The organism is Fusibacter ferrireducens (genome assembly GCF_015352425.1).
GTDB classification, from domain to species: Bacteria; Bacillota; Clostridia; order Peptostreptococcales; family Acidaminobacteraceae; genus Fusibacter_A; species Fusibacter_A ferrireducens.
Genome location: NZ_JADKNH010000017.1, coordinates 1 through 17,446, shown reverse-complemented (window position 1 = coordinate 17,446; position 17,446 = coordinate 1). Strand labels below are relative to the sequence as shown.

General features: G+C 37.4%; 11 protein-coding genes. 2 read left to right on the top strand and 9 right to left on the bottom strand.

Annotated features, from left to right (window positions below; all coding sequences use genetic code 11):
- Positions 1-96: 96 nt before the first annotated feature.
- Positions 97-1,530, bottom strand: a complete 1,434-nt coding sequence (locus ISU02_RS20740; protein WP_207736466.1) for a LuxR family transcriptional regulator — start codon at positions 1,528-1,530, stop codon at positions 97-99.
- Positions 1,531-1,651: 121 nt separating this feature from the next.
- Positions 1,652-2,962: a carboxylesterase family protein gene (locus ISU02_RS20735; RefSeq protein ID WP_194703763.1), complete on the bottom strand. Its 1,311-nt coding sequence runs from the start codon at positions 2,960-2,962 to the stop codon at positions 1,652-1,654.
- A gap of 359 nt (positions 2,963-3,321) precedes the next feature.
- Here ISU02_RS20735 and ISU02_RS20730 point away from each other — a divergent pair, with 359 nt between their 5' ends.
- Positions 3,322-5,007 carry a 2-oxoacid:acceptor oxidoreductase subunit alpha gene (locus ISU02_RS20730; RefSeq protein ID WP_194703762.1) on the top strand — a complete coding sequence of 562 codons (1,686 nt, stop codon included), beginning with the start codon at positions 3,322-3,324 and terminating at the stop codon, positions 5,005-5,007.
- A gap of 2 nt (positions 5,008-5,009) precedes the next feature.
- Entirely contained in the window at positions 5,010-5,867 is an 858-nt protein-coding gene (locus ISU02_RS20725; RefSeq protein WP_194703761.1) for a thiamine pyrophosphate-dependent enzyme, read from the top strand.
- Positions 5,868-6,095: 228 nt separating this feature from the next.
- Here the strand turns inward: ISU02_RS20725 and ISU02_RS20720 are convergent, their stop codons facing one another.
- From ISU02_RS20720 to ISU02_RS20685, 7 genes are all read right to left on the bottom strand, one after another.
- On the bottom strand, positions 6,096-7,592 hold the full coding sequence (locus ISU02_RS20720; RefSeq protein WP_194703760.1) for a multicopper oxidase family protein: 1,497 nt from the start codon (positions 7,590-7,592) through the stop codon (positions 6,096-6,098).
- 284 nt (positions 7,593-7,876) lie between these two features.
- Entirely contained in the window at positions 7,877-9,721 is a 1,845-nt protein-coding gene (locus tag ISU02_RS20715) for a TMEM165/GDT1 family protein (protein ID WP_194703759.1), read from the bottom strand.
- Between the two features lie 375 nt (positions 9,722-10,096).
- Positions 10,097-10,864 (bottom strand): alpha/beta hydrolase, encoded by a 768-nt coding sequence (locus ISU02_RS20710; protein ID WP_194703758.1) that lies wholly within the window; start codon positions 10,862-10,864, stop codon positions 10,097-10,099.
- Between the two features lie 761 nt (positions 10,865-11,625).
- A complete protein-coding gene (locus tag ISU02_RS20700) occupies positions 11,626-12,453 on the bottom strand; it encodes an exodeoxyribonuclease III (protein WP_194703756.1) in 828 nt (275 codons plus the stop codon).
- A gap of 726 nt (positions 12,454-13,179) precedes the next feature.
- On the bottom strand, positions 13,180-13,935 hold the full coding sequence (locus ISU02_RS20695; RefSeq protein ID WP_194703755.1) for a metallophosphoesterase family protein: 756 nt from the start codon (positions 13,933-13,935) through the stop codon (positions 13,180-13,182).
- Positions 13,936-14,082: 147 nt separating this feature from the next.
- On the bottom strand, positions 14,083-15,768 hold the full coding sequence (locus tag ISU02_RS20690) for a recombinase family protein (RefSeq protein ID WP_194703754.1): 1,686 nt from the start codon (positions 15,766-15,768) through the stop codon (positions 14,083-14,085).
- Positions 15,769-15,801: 33 nt separating this feature from the next.
- Positions 15,802-16,803 carry a virulence RhuM family protein gene (locus tag ISU02_RS20685; RefSeq protein WP_228727909.1) on the bottom strand — a complete coding sequence of 334 codons (1,002 nt, stop codon included), beginning with the start codon at positions 16,801-16,803 and terminating at the stop codon, positions 15,802-15,804.
- Positions 16,804-17,446 lie beyond the last annotated feature (643 nt).

The following is a 17,446-nucleotide window of genomic DNA, read 5'->3' as shown; positions in this document are numbered from 1 at the left end:
AAACCCAATCGTTTTTTATTTTTACGATGATTTTATCTTAAAAAGCACAAAAAAAAATCACCAAAAATTGATGATTTTTATCTATTTGCGTTGAAATCACTGCATTTCTGACTCAATGAGATCTCTCAACTCCTGTTTTTTAGTAATTTCAAGCTTGGTGTATGCCCTTTTAATATGTGTCCTGACGGTGTTGGGACTCACATTTAAATGTTCCGATATCTTGATTGCCGTGTCCCCTCTATAATAGAAATATATGGTTTCTTTTTCCCTACTCGTCAGCTCTTTTAAAATTGGCAATTCTAAAAACAAATCATAAGTGCTATCTGCTGACAGACTTGAATGCTCTTGATCACTCTCTTGATCACGCTTTTGAGCAATGTCATGATCTTGAATCGCATCACGTTCTTGGCCAGTTTCATACTCTTGAACCCCGCTAGAATGCGTCCAACCAAATTCATGATAGAATATGAGCACAAGGCCTATGAGCATTGGCGTAAAAGTAGCCAGTCCAAGATAAACTGAATCCAGATGTTTATTTAAAACAGTGGCTGCTATGCCACTCCCAACAATCACGCCCAATAGTATACAGATGATAAAATAACCAAAATAACCGTACTGTCTATATCTCTTGGCCAATCGCCAAGCATATGAAAATGCAAAGACATTGGTAAATCCCCATCCAATTTGAAGAAAAGTCTGGACCACAAGATAACTGATCAAACTTAACTTCAGCATAAAACCCGATAGCGCAATCATGAGGCATATAATGCCCAATGCCAAGTTAGAAAGATTATTGAAATACTTACCGCTGACAATGGCAACAGGCATGATCCCTATCAACGGCAATACATTATAAAATTGATCAAAGGTTCTGAATGGCTTGAAATATGGATATATCCCTGCATAGGAAATGCCCCCGCCTATATAGACAAGTATCAATGCTATGGCTGGTATGATCACTTTCAGGACTTTGCCTTCAGCATTTTTTCCCTGCTGTGGCGGCGCCTCTTGAAGCACCTCAATGAGCGCTTTTTCCAGATATCTCTTATGAGCTATGTAAGCAATGATAATCAAACTCATCAGTATTATCTTAGCAGCTGTAACGTGAATCACCGTATAAGAGACATTGATCATATAGAGCACACTAAAAGCCACGCCAAATGAAATGCCCATATACTTTTCACTTTCATTGACAGCCATCGTACTGACAGCCACAATGGTAAAACTTCTACAAATACTTGCTATGAAAAAGCTGATAGTCCCAACCATTAGCAGATTGATTAAAAGGATTTGATTACCTGAGAGACCTACTAATATCGCTATCCCCATTAACAAAAATAACATGCCTCTTTGAATCAGCTCTTTAAATTTAGGGTTTAAAAACGCCATTATAAAGGTGAATAAACTTATAAATGACCCCAATTGGATGTGTTGACCCAATAATACATGTGAAAGCGGCCCAAAGAGACAAAAACTGATCACAACACTATATGAAATTCCAAATACAAACGCCTTAAAATTGTTCCCCAAAACAACCACCCAGTTCATTAGTTCTGCCATTCAATTATAGCATATGTGATGGCTGATGCAAATCAGCCTACTCTGGGAGACGGCATTTCATGATCTAGCCATAGCTCAATGACCTGACATCTTATTTTTTTATAATCATGCTGTCAAAGGATTCTGGAATGGCTTGATAACCCTCTTTTGCAAAGTCACACCACATTTTTCGAATTTGTTTCCCAAATGCTTCAACATAGCCTTTATCAATATCTTTAAGTAATTCCGACTTTCCCCATACCTCTTTGTCCCAGAAAATCAATGGCAGTTCCATTGTATGGGTTGATTTTAAGCCATTTGTTTTTGAACCAAACCGAAGTTCATAAAGAGCAATCTTTCCACCAGCCCTTTTGTAATCTTTATAAAAGGCATTTGCGCCTTTTTTATAGATTGCCCCAGTCGTCACTTTTAGTACTATTGCCTTAGCGATATTGCCCACAAAAGGTAATGCCATCGCTTTTTTTACAGCTTCAAGCAATGGCAAAAACACGGCTGTTTCCTCACGATTATAGCCAACGATCACTTCGAATTGACTTGCCCTTTCTGCCCAAATGTGTTCCACTTCTCCTTCATTAGGCAGTGGCGCCATGCCATATTGCATTCCAAAAGGCATCCCTGACTTCAAACCAAATCCTCCAGCCTTTTCAAGCATCTTAGACTGAATCGACATCAGTTCTTCATAACTTCCATTTAAATCGAACTCTTGGCCGACTTTAATCATTTGATTGATCATTTCTGTCTTATCATTTCTCAGTCCAAAAGGCGCACTTTGAATGATCACTTTATGAAATAAGCCTTCAACCCCTTGCGCCGCCATGAGGTGTGCTACTAGATCTCCACCTGCCGATTGGCTAAATAGCGTAATATTGCTTGAATCGCCGCCAAAATATTCAATGTTGTTTTTAATCCATTTTAGAGCAAGGATAACATCCATAAGCCCTAAATTTGCCGGAATGTTTTTATACCCTCCTAAAAAGCCTAAGATGCCCAACCGATAACTGACACTAACCACTAAAACATCGTTTTCCCTTACCATCTGAGTCGGATTAGTACCGACGAGGTCTCCACATCCTGAAATATATCCGCCGCCATGAATCCAAACCATTACCGGCAGTTTTTTCTGTTCACTAACCGTTTCTTGCCTTGTTATGCTTAAATTCAAACACTGTTCACCAATGGTTAGCCCCTCTAAAACTTCATGACCGAATATTCTGCTAAAATAAGGATCACTGATTTGAGGAGATGCCACTGAGGGCGCATTTGCGTAAAAGGGCGTCGGCAACTTGTCTACCTCTTCAGGTTTTTCAAAGCGCTTCGCCCGGCCATATGGAATACCCATTATTCGAATAACTTTATTTTCTGTCTTTCCTATAATTGTACCTAATGGTGTTTCAAATTGCATTTAATCACTCCTTTGGCTTTACCTGTTTTAAACCTCTATATTTGGGATATGCCACCCCATAATTTTCCTCGAATGTAGGTCCATAATAGATATTAGGACGATTTTACCTGCTGATTTTTAATTTGAGCTTTCACATATTTATGTAAATTCATTACGCTTTATTATAACAAATTATTTAGACCCATTTAATCTATATTTTGTTTTAGTGAAATAAAAACGTTGTATTTTGCCTTATTTTAGAAATAATAACTTTGTAAGATTTGAAGTGCCCAAATGGCATAAAATAAATGTAAAGTTAATTATTCAATATGTTGGGTAGTAAGTATCTGTGTAGAAATATTATACAAGGAGGTATAAACATGAAACATGAACTTGCCATCGTTTTATCTGGAGAAGCAGGTCAAGGGCTTCAAACCATAGAAGATTTCTTGGTGAAAGCCATTTCAAAATCTTACTATGTTTTTTCCACTCACGAAGTAATGAGCCGTGTGAGGGGCGGTAACAATACACTAGAAATTCGCATCAGCAATACTCCGGTAGCCGCTTATAGGTCTCATATAGACTTTCTTTACCTGTTGAACAACCATAGCTTTTATCGCATTCCTAAAAGAGTTGCTGAAGATTCTTTGATTTTTGGAGAGCCAGATTTTATAACTCAAGAAGAACGTGATCACATTGTTGGTACTTTTGTCCCTTTCACACTGAGTGATTATGCAAAAAAAGCTGGAAGTATCCTCTTTGGCAATACAGTATTGTTCGGCCATATTGCTGGAATGCTCACACTGGATCAGGATTACTGTCATACTTTAATCCGTAATAGATTCTCACACAAAAGCGATCAGGTTCAAGACGACAACATAGAGGCTTTCAACATTGGTTATCAATTGGGCGTGGCTTATCAAAGCCATCACAACTTAAAAACGAGAGAAGACGTGCCTCTTTTAGTCCTTTCTGGTAATGAAGCACTTGGAATTGGTGCTCTTGGTGGTGGTTGCAATTTTTTGACTTCCTATCCCATGTCACCAGGAACCGGTCTGCTAACTTATCTAGCTGGTAAAATGAATGACTTTGGTGTTTTCGTAGAACAAGCTGAAGATGAGATTGCTGCCCTCAATATGAACATTGGCGCATGGTATGCCGGCGCAAGAGCCTTGACAACTACATCAGGAGGCGGTTTTGCTTTAATGGAAGAAGCGGTCAGTTTGTCTGGCATCACCGAAACACCATGTGTCATTCATATCGCGCAAAGGCCTGGTCCAGGTACAGGTTTGCCCACAAGAACCGCTCAAGAAGATTTAAATTTGGCTATTTACGCAGGCCATGGAGAATTTCCACGTTTTATTTATGCACCCGGACATCTGAAGGATGCCATCGAACTGGCTCAAAAAGCCTTCTACTTTGCAGATAAGTATCAAGTCCCTGCATTTTTGTTATCAGACCAATTTCTAGTGGACTCCAAATTTCAGATGGCACCTTTTGAACTCGATTCAAAGTATCTGGAATCATTTGTAATCAAAAGTGATAAAGATTACAAGCGGTATGCCTTGACAGAAGATAGCATTTCTCCTAGAGGCATTCCAGGACATGGTGAAGGACTGGTCAAGTGTGATAGCGACGAACACACTGAGGCAGGTTTGATTACAGAATCTTTCGATGTCAGGATTCAAATGAACGAAAAACGCTTATCCAAGCAAGCCTTACTAATGGCAGATTATCAATATCCTGAGCTGATTGGACCCAAGTCCTATAAAAAGCTTATGGTCGGTTGGGGCTCCACCTATGGTGTCTTAAAAGAATATATAGATCAATATGGGGACGGAGAAACCGCTTACTTATATGTTAAACAACCTTTTCCACTTCACAAAGATGTTAAGCGATATTTCGATCAAGCTGATGTGATTGTCAATGTAGAAAACAATGCCACAGCCCAATTTTCCAAAATTTTATTATTGGAATTAGGGGTTGCTGTGACACATAATCTATTGAAATATAATGGCGAACCCTTTTCAATCGAAGAAATTGTCGCTTATATGAAGGAGGTATAATCATGAAATATTTTGAAATGGATCCTTCAACCGACATAGCTTGGTGCCCCGGTTGTGGAAATTTTTCTATACGAAAGGCCCTAATAGAAGTCCTGCAAGAAATGGATTTGGATCCCACCCAAGTCGTCATGGCCTCCGGTATAGGCCAAGCGGCTAAGATGCCACAGTACATCAACACTAATTTTTTCAACGGTCTCCACGGTAGAGCTCTGCCTGTTGCAGTTGCTATAAAGGCTGCCAACCCTGACTTGACGGTGATTGCTGAAGGTGGGGATGGCGATATGTATGGTGAAGGTGGCAACCATTTTATCCACAATGTAAGACGTAATCCGGATATTGTTCATATTGTCCATGACAATATGGTCTATGGTTTGACAAAAGGTCAAGCAGCGCCTACCAGCCCTCTAGAATTCAAGACACCTGTTCAAGTCAACGGCGTCATCAACGATCCCATCAATGCTTTACCCTTAGCCATGACTTTAGGTGCTACATTTGTTGCAAGAGCCTTCTCAGGCGATACAGATGGCCTCAAAAAAATATTGGCTGCTGCCTTTTCACATGAAGGTTATGCCTTGATTGACATCCTTCACCCTTGCGTTTCCTTCAACAAGGTTAACACCTTTAAGTGGTTTAAAGAGCACAGTTATCCACTAGAGGAAGACTATGACTCAAGTGATTTTGAAGCTGCCATGAAAAAAGCCCTTGATACCGAAAAGTTTGCTTTAGGTGTCATTTATCAAACTAAAAGCAAAATACCATTTAATAAGCGTACCTGGCTTTATAAGCAAGATGCCACCCCTATTGTAAAAAGAAAAAGAGATATCGCTACAGTCAATGCTCTATTTCGAGCCAATTCATAAACCATGGATTAAATCATTACCAGATTTGCATCTACTTTTGGGCTTTTGGAGATTTCTCCATAAGCCTTTTCTTATATATCATTAATTTTCGTCCAGATTAGAGTTTAATCTCATCATCCAAGAATATGTGAGTACAAGCAACTTCGTAGTAAAAAAGGACAAGTAAGAGCATTGAAATTCTTCAATGCCAATACTTATCCATCTACGGCCATTCCTGTGACCAGTCCTCTACTCCGTCACTTGAAATTGTCCCATCATGCCAGCATCTTCATGTTCGAGATTATGACAATGATACATAAATACGCCTTCCAAAGTAAATTTAACCAATATCTCAACCTTTTCTCCCGGCTTCAAGAACACAGTATCTTTCCAGCCACGCTCACCTTCTGGCGGCAAAGCACCATTCCTTGAAAGCACTTGAAATTGCAGCCCATGTACATGAAAGGAATGCTCCGTTCCGCTACTCATCATGCCCATGCCACCAGAAGAATCACTCACATTTGAAACGGTCCACTTTTCAAGTCTTCCAACGGGTAGAGAAAATGCGACGCTATTCATGTCAAAGCTTTCGCCATTGATAGAAACCATGTGAGCAACCCCTTCTAAATCAAAATAGCGCTCATTTTCAACATCTGCTGAGTCCCATTTTTCGATTTCAACCAGCTGATCTTTTAAAACATAATTGTTTGTTTTTGTGCCATTACTTACGAGCTTAAGGCTCTTTGTGTTAGAGACCATTAGAAATACGGCATCCCCTTTTTGGGTAGACTGCAAATCTACCATAATCTCTGCTCTTTCTCCCGGAGCCAATTCTATAGATGTCATTTTAACGGGGGATTCCAACAATCCACCATCAGATGCAATTTGATAAAAAGGGCGCTCATCTGAAAAATTCATTTTATGCTGTGCGGCATTGCTACCGTTTAAAAGACGCAATCTAACCCATGATGATGGCACTTCTGCATAAGGACCCACTTTGCCATTAATCATAATGACATTGCCCACCGCACCATTCATCATATTGGGATTATAATACAGTGAACCATCTTTATAGAACGCCCTATCTTGAATGATCAAAGGCACATCATCTACGCCATATGTTTCCGGCAATCCCAGTGATGAAGATGCCTCATCATCGTGAATCCATAAGCCACCAAGCCCTTGATAAACTTGCGTTGCAGTCTCGCCCATCAAGTGTGGATGATACCATGCTGTCAGTGCAGGCTGAGTCAAAACAAATTCAGGTGACCAAGTCTCACCCGTTTCAATAATCTGATGCGGTCCACCATCCACTTTGCCAGATACGATCAAGCCGTGCCAATGAACGGTCGTACTGTCCATAAGATTATTCTTAACATGAATTATGACAGCTTCGCCCACTTTGGAACGGATTGTCGGGCCTAGCAGGTTGCCATTATACCCCAGAGTATTTGTCGTCATATTCGGAATGATCTCTGATATGCCATAATCGGCAGTAAGTGTATACTCTGCAATTGCAGGATCAGAATTTTCATCTTCGAGTAAAGGGGGAATTGGCAAAGACAACGATGAACCTTCTGCCAAACTCGGCTCTGTTTTTTGCTCAACTTTTTGCACATTTAGTTCACTGCTTACTGGATCTGTCAAAGCTGTATCGCCAGTTTCTATCTTATTCGGTGCCATAGTGCAACCCACAAGTACAATCAGTATAACGCCAATCGATAGCCATTTCATTTTTTTGATCATCTCAATCACTCCTTGCCTATTAGAAAAATATAACTAGATGCTTTCAACTAGAGATTTTCAAGCGCATGCTTTGCATTCTCCTATATGTTATTTATCCATATATACATTTCTTAACCATAAATATACAATTTTGAACACTTTCTTGTCTTATTGTTGGCTAAAAAAGTCTCAGAATACAGCTGGCGGATGTGAATAGAGATAACTTCTAGGGTATAACTTTTGAAATCTTATAACTAGAACCACTGCTTTAAAAGAGTAGTTACTGGCATTTGTTATTCTTTATCTCAAGATGATAATCTATAGGATTTGATTTTCTTGAGAGATTTAAAATTTGAAATAATACGATCTTTTGAAATCGGCTTTCCATGTGCAGGATAGACTTTTCTATAATCCAATGCCATCATTTTTTTCCAGCTGTTTTTATATTCGAGTATGTCCTCAATCCAAATGATGATATGATGACGACTAGGGAGTCCATTCATTACAGCGTCACCACAGAATAAAATTTCATCATTCAATAACAAGCCAATTGAATCCTGTGTATGACCTGGTAAGTCTATTATCTTGCCAGAGAGAAGTTCTTCGATTTTTGCTCTATTCTGCTCTTTAATGATCAAGAATCTATCACTCACTTCAACAGGCTGAAATTTATGTTCTCCTTTTCCTGCCAACTTCATGACTTGACAAAAAAGCCACGCCAACCTAGTGCTGCAACCGCCTTTAAAAGAATTTTGCCCCTTTGCCAACTGTGGTACGGCTTTATGATGGGTGATAATTTGAGCTGTGGTTTCTGCCATAAGTTGATTTAAGAATCCCACATGATCATCATGAGCGTGAGTGACAAAGATATATGCAATTTCATCAAGACCAATGTTGTTCTTTTGAAGTTCACTTTTAAAGGTTTCAAAATACGCTTCATAACCTGTATCAACGAGGATATAGCCCTCTTTTGACTCCACTAAATAGATGTTGCTTATTCTATTGCCCACGTTAATAATTCTTTGCTCTATTGGTTTTCTCAAATTGAACTGTCTACGCACCTCTTTTGCCAAATCCTTATTTACTGTCATGATCTTTTCAATATATGCATCATAGCATTCATACGGATCAACCTCTTTGCCCAATAGAATAATTTCCATTTTCTTTCGCATCATATGAGCCATTTGAATTTCAGAATGATTCTCAATATTTTCAAGCAGCCACAATGTATCCACAAGGCTATCCATTGCCTTCGCCTGTGAAAAAGGTTTGCTATTAATGACTGAAATCTCTTCAACATCCGGTATCATTGCTTCTTTATCTTCGATAATGGCATTAATACGCTTTTTAGCGTGTCCAATTATACAGGCTTCACCACTACAAGTTTTACAGTACTCCGTTCCCATGCATATGCTATCTAAATCTTCTCTTATGTGCTCATAGTAATTGTGCAGAAGTTGTGCTTTTGCTCTATAGGCAGATTGTATCCCTGCTTTTCTGTGACGGAAAAGTTTTACGACCATAAAACCCGTAAGCCCTAATAATATCACCAATACTGGCAACACATATTTTACTTGTAAATAGGCTTCTGGCACTGTACTAAATAGTTTTTGAATCCCAAAGAACATAAATATTGTGGCTGCAAATAATTTTATGCCAATTTCAGGCACTTTGTCCCCCATTTTCTTACCGACAATAATCCCCAAAGCACCTGTTGCAATCATCCCTGCAACCGTTCCTACCAATATAAAAAAGGGATACTTGGCATCCGCCGCCAACGTTATGGCTGTCAACTGGGTTTTGTCTCCAAGTTCCCCTAAAAAAAAGGCCAACGACACCGTCCCCACTGGACCGAATTGAAACTTTGGCTCTTCATCATCCTCATCTTCCTCAATTTTCAACGTCCAAATTGCAAAACCTACAAAAGCGGCGCCTGCTATCATTTGAATTGTACTGATCGGAACCACCGACGATAGATAACTGCCCAAAAGAACAGCTAGACCATGATTCAAAAATGCGCCAATACCAATGCCTAACAATACTTTTTTCACAGGAAATCGTGTTGCAAAGGCCATGGCCAATATTTGAGTCTTGTCCCCCATTTCAGCTATAAATATAAGTATAAATGCCTTGATTATTTCTCCAATCATAATATAATACTCCCTTTCAATTTATTTTACTCACCTATCCTTGAAAATAAATTACCATTTTCCATGTCATTTTCTCGCCATTTTTTTCAACGCTGCATATACTCTCCTTCCAAATAAAAAGAGACCTATAGATTAAATGGCGTAAAACACCAATTAATCCATAAGTCTCGCTCCATCAATAGTCATTAATGTCAATAAGACCAGGATTGCTCCAGTATGTTGATCTTATTTTGGTTTCCCATAGCTACTCCCTTATAGAGTTAAACCAATTTTAGCAAACGTTCTTAAGATTGTCAACATTTTCACTATAGATAAAGACGACATATTTCTCGGTAGGAAGTATGAGCGCACATGAATGTTCTCGTTAAATCAGTGCTAAACCGATGCTATGCCTAATTCCATAAACTGCTGGATATGAATATCCCAAAATTTCCAATCATGAATACCATCATCATAAATTGTATGAATGTCTAACCCTTTCTCTCTTGCAAATTCAATAAAGACTTCTGATGATGGATATAAAAAGTCGTTTTTCCCACAATAATGATAAAGTTTAGGTAAATTTTCATATCGCCTGCTGTTTTCAAGAATACGGAACAAATCATCCTTATCCTCTACGTCTTTTTCTCCAAAGATCAGATCAAATCTCGGTCCCATATCTATTAAATCTTTCATTTTACCAGTTTTACATCCATCTATTACACCTTTAATATTGCGTAAACCTGATAGACTCCAGACGGATGCGAACCTTTCTGGATATGTCAAAGCAATCTTGACACTACCGTATCCACCCATTGAATTCCCACCTATGTGATTATCCTGACGCAACTCTGACAGAGGAAAATAGGTTCTTGCAAATTCAATTACTTCCTCGCTGATATAGTCAAAATATCTTTTCCCATAGCACATGTTTGTATAGAAGCTTGTGCTTGCCTCTGGCATGACGACAGCTATATGATGTTCATCTGCATATCTTGAAATAGCAGTATTCTGACTCCATGAACAACAATTATCCGATAGCCCATGTAACAAATATAATGTCTTAAGTTTCTCATTTTTTTCACAATCAGAGGGCAAATGTATGACGATTGGAGTAGATTTTTTTAATACTTTCGAAAAAAAATGACATTGAAAAAAAGGCATTGTCTTCTCCTTATATACTATAATCTAGATTGATAGAGGTAACCCATAATCCTTCGTTAACTGTATGATTCAAGGTACACTCTTATAATTATTCTATTAGATAGAGTGATATTGACACATCTCTGATACTTAGATATCGTTCCTTAAAGAGTATTGTTTTTCGCAAAGATAATGTACTTTTATGGTACACCCATTATAACTCATAGTCCAGTGAATCAATTATAAAATGAATTGAATTAAATGATGATTTTTAAATAGAGCCCCTAGTAAATAAATTGTCATATATTACCACTCGTTATTAACATGAGTATTAACAACAGATCCCCCAAGACTTCCACTCTTCTTGGAGAATCTACGAAAAAAAAATTTAAAATTATGTATTTGGAAATTTTAGTTAGGCGGAATATGTGTTACAAAAGTAAAGTTCTTAACATATTCCGCCGCACCATAAAAATTCTCCTGTTATATCTATAGAAAATATCAAATTATTCTAAATATATAGGAATGAAAAGCCAATGCCAAATATAATCAAACAATAAAACGAGGTAATCAGCATAGATTTTAATGGATCTACGTTTTTATGAAGAATAGAACCAACAAGACCTGCGATAACAAATGTGTTCAAATCTGCCGGCGGTAGCCCTTGGCCTGCAGCAGCAATATGTGATGCTGCAATAGGATCAAGCAGTGTTTGAGTCATAGTTTACAACAAATACACTTAATGTCTTTTTAATCTAAGTGTCTTTGTAATGCTCTTCTTACTATAAATCGACTTCTATTAAAATTGGCGTATGATCTTGTCTTTCACCAGAGTCTACCATTTCAGACTTAAGCACTTTTTTTGCCAGTCTATCGCTCACTAACCAATAATCAATCCTCCAACCTGAGTTGTTGATTTTACTTGTTTTGACCCTTTGGCCCCACCATGTATACATGCCAGTCACATCTCCATGAAGATATCTAAATGTATCCGTAAACCCTTTGCTCAAAAGCTGTGTAAAGCCATCCCGTTCTTCTTGTGTAAAACCAGGTGATCTAAGGTTACTCTGTGGATTTGCTAAATCTATTTCTTTATGAGCTACATTATAATCTCCAGTCGCCAAAACTGGCTTTTCTTGGTCTAATTTATGAAGATATGCTGCATACTTCTCATCCCAAACTTGTCTTTCATTTAACCTTTTTAAGCCATCTCCAGCATTCGGCGTATACACCTGAGTAATATAAAAAGCTCCAAAATCCAAAGTTATAATTCTACCTTCTGAATCCATCGTATCTGGCGCCTCAATCTCAGGATAAGAAACTTCTGGAGAATATTTAGCCTTATACAAAAACATTGTTCCCGCATAGCCCTTCCTAGCTGGTTCTTGAGAACATCTCAAGACATAAGAATAGCCTTTAAAATACGTTTCTAAAAGCTCTATATGCTTCTTACTTAAACCAGTAACTGGTAATTTGGTTTCTTGTAAGGCAATTACATCTACATCCATTTCCATAATTTTATCAATTACGTTCCTTGTAAGCACTGCCCTATTTGACTCACTTGTTAAAGCTGCATTTAATGAATCAATATTCCATGAAATTAACTTCATGTGCACCTCCTAATATTTTAATTAACTCAACTAATCATTTTTGCGTAATCTTATTTATAAATACCCATTTAATTGTCTCAGTAAAATGTAAATCCACTATTATCAGAAGTTTCATACTGCTTTCTTGGGGCAAGTTATATTTTTCAGTTCATCTCATATCTCGTCAATCTACCCTTACCCACTTTCTCAGTCAGATGTTTGTCCAGCATCTCTTTAAGAATATTTACCGCATGTGTCGTTCCCACTCCAAGTGAAATAATTTCTAAACGATTTGAATACAGGTTTATAATCGTGTTGCCACTAAAAGCATATTCTCACCCTTTATATCAGTTTCTTTCACTTCTACCAGTATTCTATCACTGATAATGTTTTAGAAAACAAGTCAATCCATATGTTCTTTTTCAAAATCAGCTCTTTCTACAATCAGTTCGGCTGCAGTATGCCTGTGAGCTGCCATCATTTTTTTACGTCAGTCAGATATTTTCTTCTTCATAACGCATTTCCAAGCTTTCATCACTATCACCAACTGCAGCAATATAGGTTAAATATTCTACAGCCGATGAATGTATTGTTACATCATTCTTATTTTTCATCCAGTTGCCCCTCGCTTTCGTTTGGTAATTGTAGCTCTATTTACTTACTTCTACTTCTTTTCAAACTTCACCAAAAACTACTGCATGCTCTCGATAAACCTGCCATAAGTTATTCGATTTCTTGTGTATAATGTTAAGAACGATTTTTTTCTTTTAGTGCTAGCCCTGTTTTAATCGGGTAAGCATAATCATCACGCGAATTATTTTTTGCTATTTCACTTGCTTTGTTCCAGTCATAGTTCACTTCTACATACTCAATCTTATTAATGATTTTATTTTGTGTTGTAATAATTACATACTTCGCAAATGGTGAAAGGGTTTCAATAAAATGCGGCAGTGGCTCTTCATCAGTATACGCAGGTAAACCAACACTTCCTGCATTAATTACCACTTTGTTATCTGATACATACACTGTTTTACACATGTGGCTGTGCCCGCATACAATATAATCCTGTATTATGTCTCTTAGCTCAAATTGAAGTTTCTCTATTGACTTTGATACAATACCTTTACTTGTGACTTCTTCAAGTAAATATTGATGGTTAGACTGTGGAGAAGCATGGCAAAACAGGATGTTCTCATATACCCATTCTCTTTTAAATTCTCCGAGCCATTCAAGCATCTCAGGTGTTAATAACGGTTTTGTAAAATCATATGATGAGGATGTGATTTTATCTTGTAATAACAATTCATCCCCGTTCCCCATAATATTTATTATATCCTTCATGTCCATTAATCTTTTCGCAGTACTAACTGGATCTATTGGACCTATTAGCACATCTCCTAAATTTACTACTATGTCTATGTTCCTTGACTGTATATCACCAAGAACAGCATCCAATGCAAAAACATTACCATGTATATCAGATATTACTGCAATTTTTTTCATGACATTCCCTCCACATTATTAGTTTTACTAATCATCAGAATCGAATATACCCATTGATATCAATCACTTCATTTACATACTTATTTTTGTACAAAAAGCAATTTCGAATCAAAGCATCCTGTAGCTTACTTCTATCATTTTTCCACACTATGCGTCAGCTGAATTCCCGTCTCTACATGTGTCGTGTGATAAATAGGAATATTGTTCTTTGCCCATAGTAATTGTCAATTGAGGACCGCTTTTTAATACGAAAGTTAATTGATGAGGGTCTTTTTGACCTTTGTCATCAATGCCTCCGAGTATAATCTTCTCGATAATAGACTCAAAGACATCAGCATCAAACTTCTTAAGAGGCTTGTTGGCATCAAAGTACTTCCTAAAGCTTTTAAGCCTTATTTTCATTTCTTTTTCTTCACTAGCTGTTAATGAAAGTTCATTGGTTTCTTTGATCAATCGTTTTTTATCCGTATTAAGTTCAAGAAGCTTATTATCATAATTTTCTCGGTCAATAGCGCCATCAAGATGAAGATCAATCAGCTTCTTAATTTTATCTTCCACCTTACTCAGCTCTTTATTTAGCGTTGTAAGGTCCTTCTTACTGGTACTTTCATTTAAGGCACTTTCAATAGTCAATATGAATTCTTCTATGATTTCTCTGTTATATTGGCACATTTCATTAAAGACTTTAATAAATGCTTCTTCAATAACGGTTTCATGAATACCCTTGCTATCAGGACAATGCTTCTTGCCATGCTTACTGGATTGGATACAGTGCCACACCACTTTTTTATTCTTGGTACCTGAGTTCCAGGCTCGTCTGCCAACAGTGGTTTCACAGAAGCCACACTCAATCTTACTGCTGAAGGTGTACTGCCTGCTATAGCGTTTCAAACGCCCCATTTCCATGTTACAATTACGCTTGTTTCTGATAGTTTGGGCTTTTTCAAAGGTTTTTTTACTGACGATTGGCTCATGGTGATCTTTAATGTAATATTTTTCTTCTTCCCTCATATTGTCAAGGCGCTGCTTAGTAATTGGATCAACAGTAAAAGTCTTCCCTAGGAGTAAATCACCCATGTATTTTTCATTCTTCAAGATACCTCTGATGGTACTATCAGGCCAATTGGTACTCCCTCTTTTGGTCTTATAGCCTTTTTCTTTAAGTTCATTGCCAATAAGACGAGCACCCTTGCCTTGGTTATAAGAATCAAAGATAAACCGAACGACTTCAGCTTCTTCTTCGTTGATGATAAGTTCTTTGGTTTCTTTGTCATAGTCATAGCCTAAACAACCTTGAAAACCAACCAACTCTCCACGCTTCATTTTCATCTTTAGACCCATTTTTACATTGGTTGAAATACTCTCGCTTTCCTGTTGGGCTATTGAAGTTAAAACAGTCATAGCAACTTCACCTTGCATAGAGAAGGTGTTTATATTCTCCTTTTCAAATAATACAGCCACATTATGCTTTTTTAACAATCTGGTGTATCCAAGTACGTCTTTTGTATTTCTACCAAATCTTGAGATGCTCTTAGTAATGACTAGATCAAACTCACCAGCCACGGCATCCCGAATCATCTCTTGAAAGCCAAGGCGTTTATCAATATTGGTGCCACTAATACCGGCATCAGAATATATTTTTGCCAGTTCCCATTTAGGGTTTTCTTTAATCTTCTGCTCATAATATGCTACTTGAGAATCATAACTAGCCATCTGCTCAGCCGAATTGGTACTGACTCTGCAATATGGGGCAACTCTTATTTTTGAAAGTTCTTTCCCTGAGGCTCGGTCAAATTTGTTCTTTTTAGGTTTTATAACTTCTGCTTCTTTCATGACATCACTTCCTTTACGGAATCTAAAACAGGGTTACTTCTTATGTGTCCATTCATGTTCTTCTAAATACACATCAAAATCATCTTTTTCAGTTGCACTTAAACGCTTTTGATTAAATTTCTCATATTCTTTGTCAGCAAGCTCCTTAGCCACTTCATGTGAAATAGTACCTGCACCAGTAAGAATATCTCGCTCATTAAATTTTAGGAAGGCATTGAGCTTTTCTTCCCAATCCTTCATATGCATAGGATTCCGTCTTTCTGCCTGATCTTCTGCATAATCGAGATACATGGTTACAATACGGTTAAGGGATTTTATCTCTTTTTCCGTCAAATAATTCTTGGCAACGGTAATATCGCCTTTACGTACCTTATCCCCTTTCCAAGTGGTAAGTCCCATATTATCTTTTGAAGCATCAGCTCTTTTCTCAATAAGTTCTGCAGCTGTATGACCATGAATAGCAAAATGAAGTTTGTTTTGCACCGTTGCAAAGAACTTTTTAGCTTCTTCTGATTTTCCATCATAATCTATAGATAAGGCATAAATATCAGTGATTTTCTTATAAAATCTTTTTTCTGAGGCTCTAATATCACGAATACGTTCTAAAAGCTCATCAAAGTAATCATCACCGATGTTGCGCATAACCTTTAGGCGTTCATCATCCATGGTAAAGCCCTTGACTAAGTACTCGTTTAGTCTTTCTGTGGCCCATCGTCTAAATTGGGTGCCTCGACTAGAGCGTACACGGTAGCCTACGGCAATAATTAATTCTAAGTTATAAAAACGTACTGTTCTCTCAACCTCTCTACTTCCCTCAGTTTGAACTATTCGGTTTTCCCGAATAGTTCGATTTTCTTCAAGTTCTCCTTCAGCATAAATATTTTTTATATGCTCATTAACGGTATTAACGCCTTTTTGATAAAGCTCAGCAATCGCCTTCTGTGTCATCCATACGGTTTCATTTTCAAGTCTTACATCTATTTTTGTTTTTCCATCTTCTGTCTGATATATGAGTAGATCATTATTATATTCCAATGTAGCCCTCCTTCTCCATATGTAGCTTCAATCCATCAGACGCTGCCTGGCGTTTTTTAGTGAACTATCCGATAATTCCGGATAGTTCATCAATTTATGTTCCCAATTATCATTTTAATTTTATCATAGTAGATAATTAAGTGCCACTTAAACCGCGTTTCATTTATTTAAAACTCGAATATCTAAATGATATTCTTTGCAGTATGTGGTTAAATTTTTTAATAAATGGAAGCGATCTGACACTTTAATATACATAATATCGTTGTCTATCTGATGGCTAAGATGAGTATTCCGGACTAAATTGAGCAGTGGTTCCGATGAATGAGACCAGTGGGTACATTTTTTTAGACCACCCATTCTTGTCTATTAATCGCTTCATTATTGAGAAAATTGAATGCTACAAATACTATATGGAATATTGTTGTACATCTTATATGTAAGCATAGGTTAAGCATGACCATTCTATAACGTTGCCTGACTAATAATGTTATCTGTATAATTAGATTAACCTGATAAAGTCGATTTTTTTTAAATTCAAAAAGGATTTTGTGAATTTATGTCGAATAAGTATAAGTAAGAAACCTAAAAAGAAAGGAAGATTACAATGCTTATTCTAGATTACCCAAACTGGGAACAACCAACT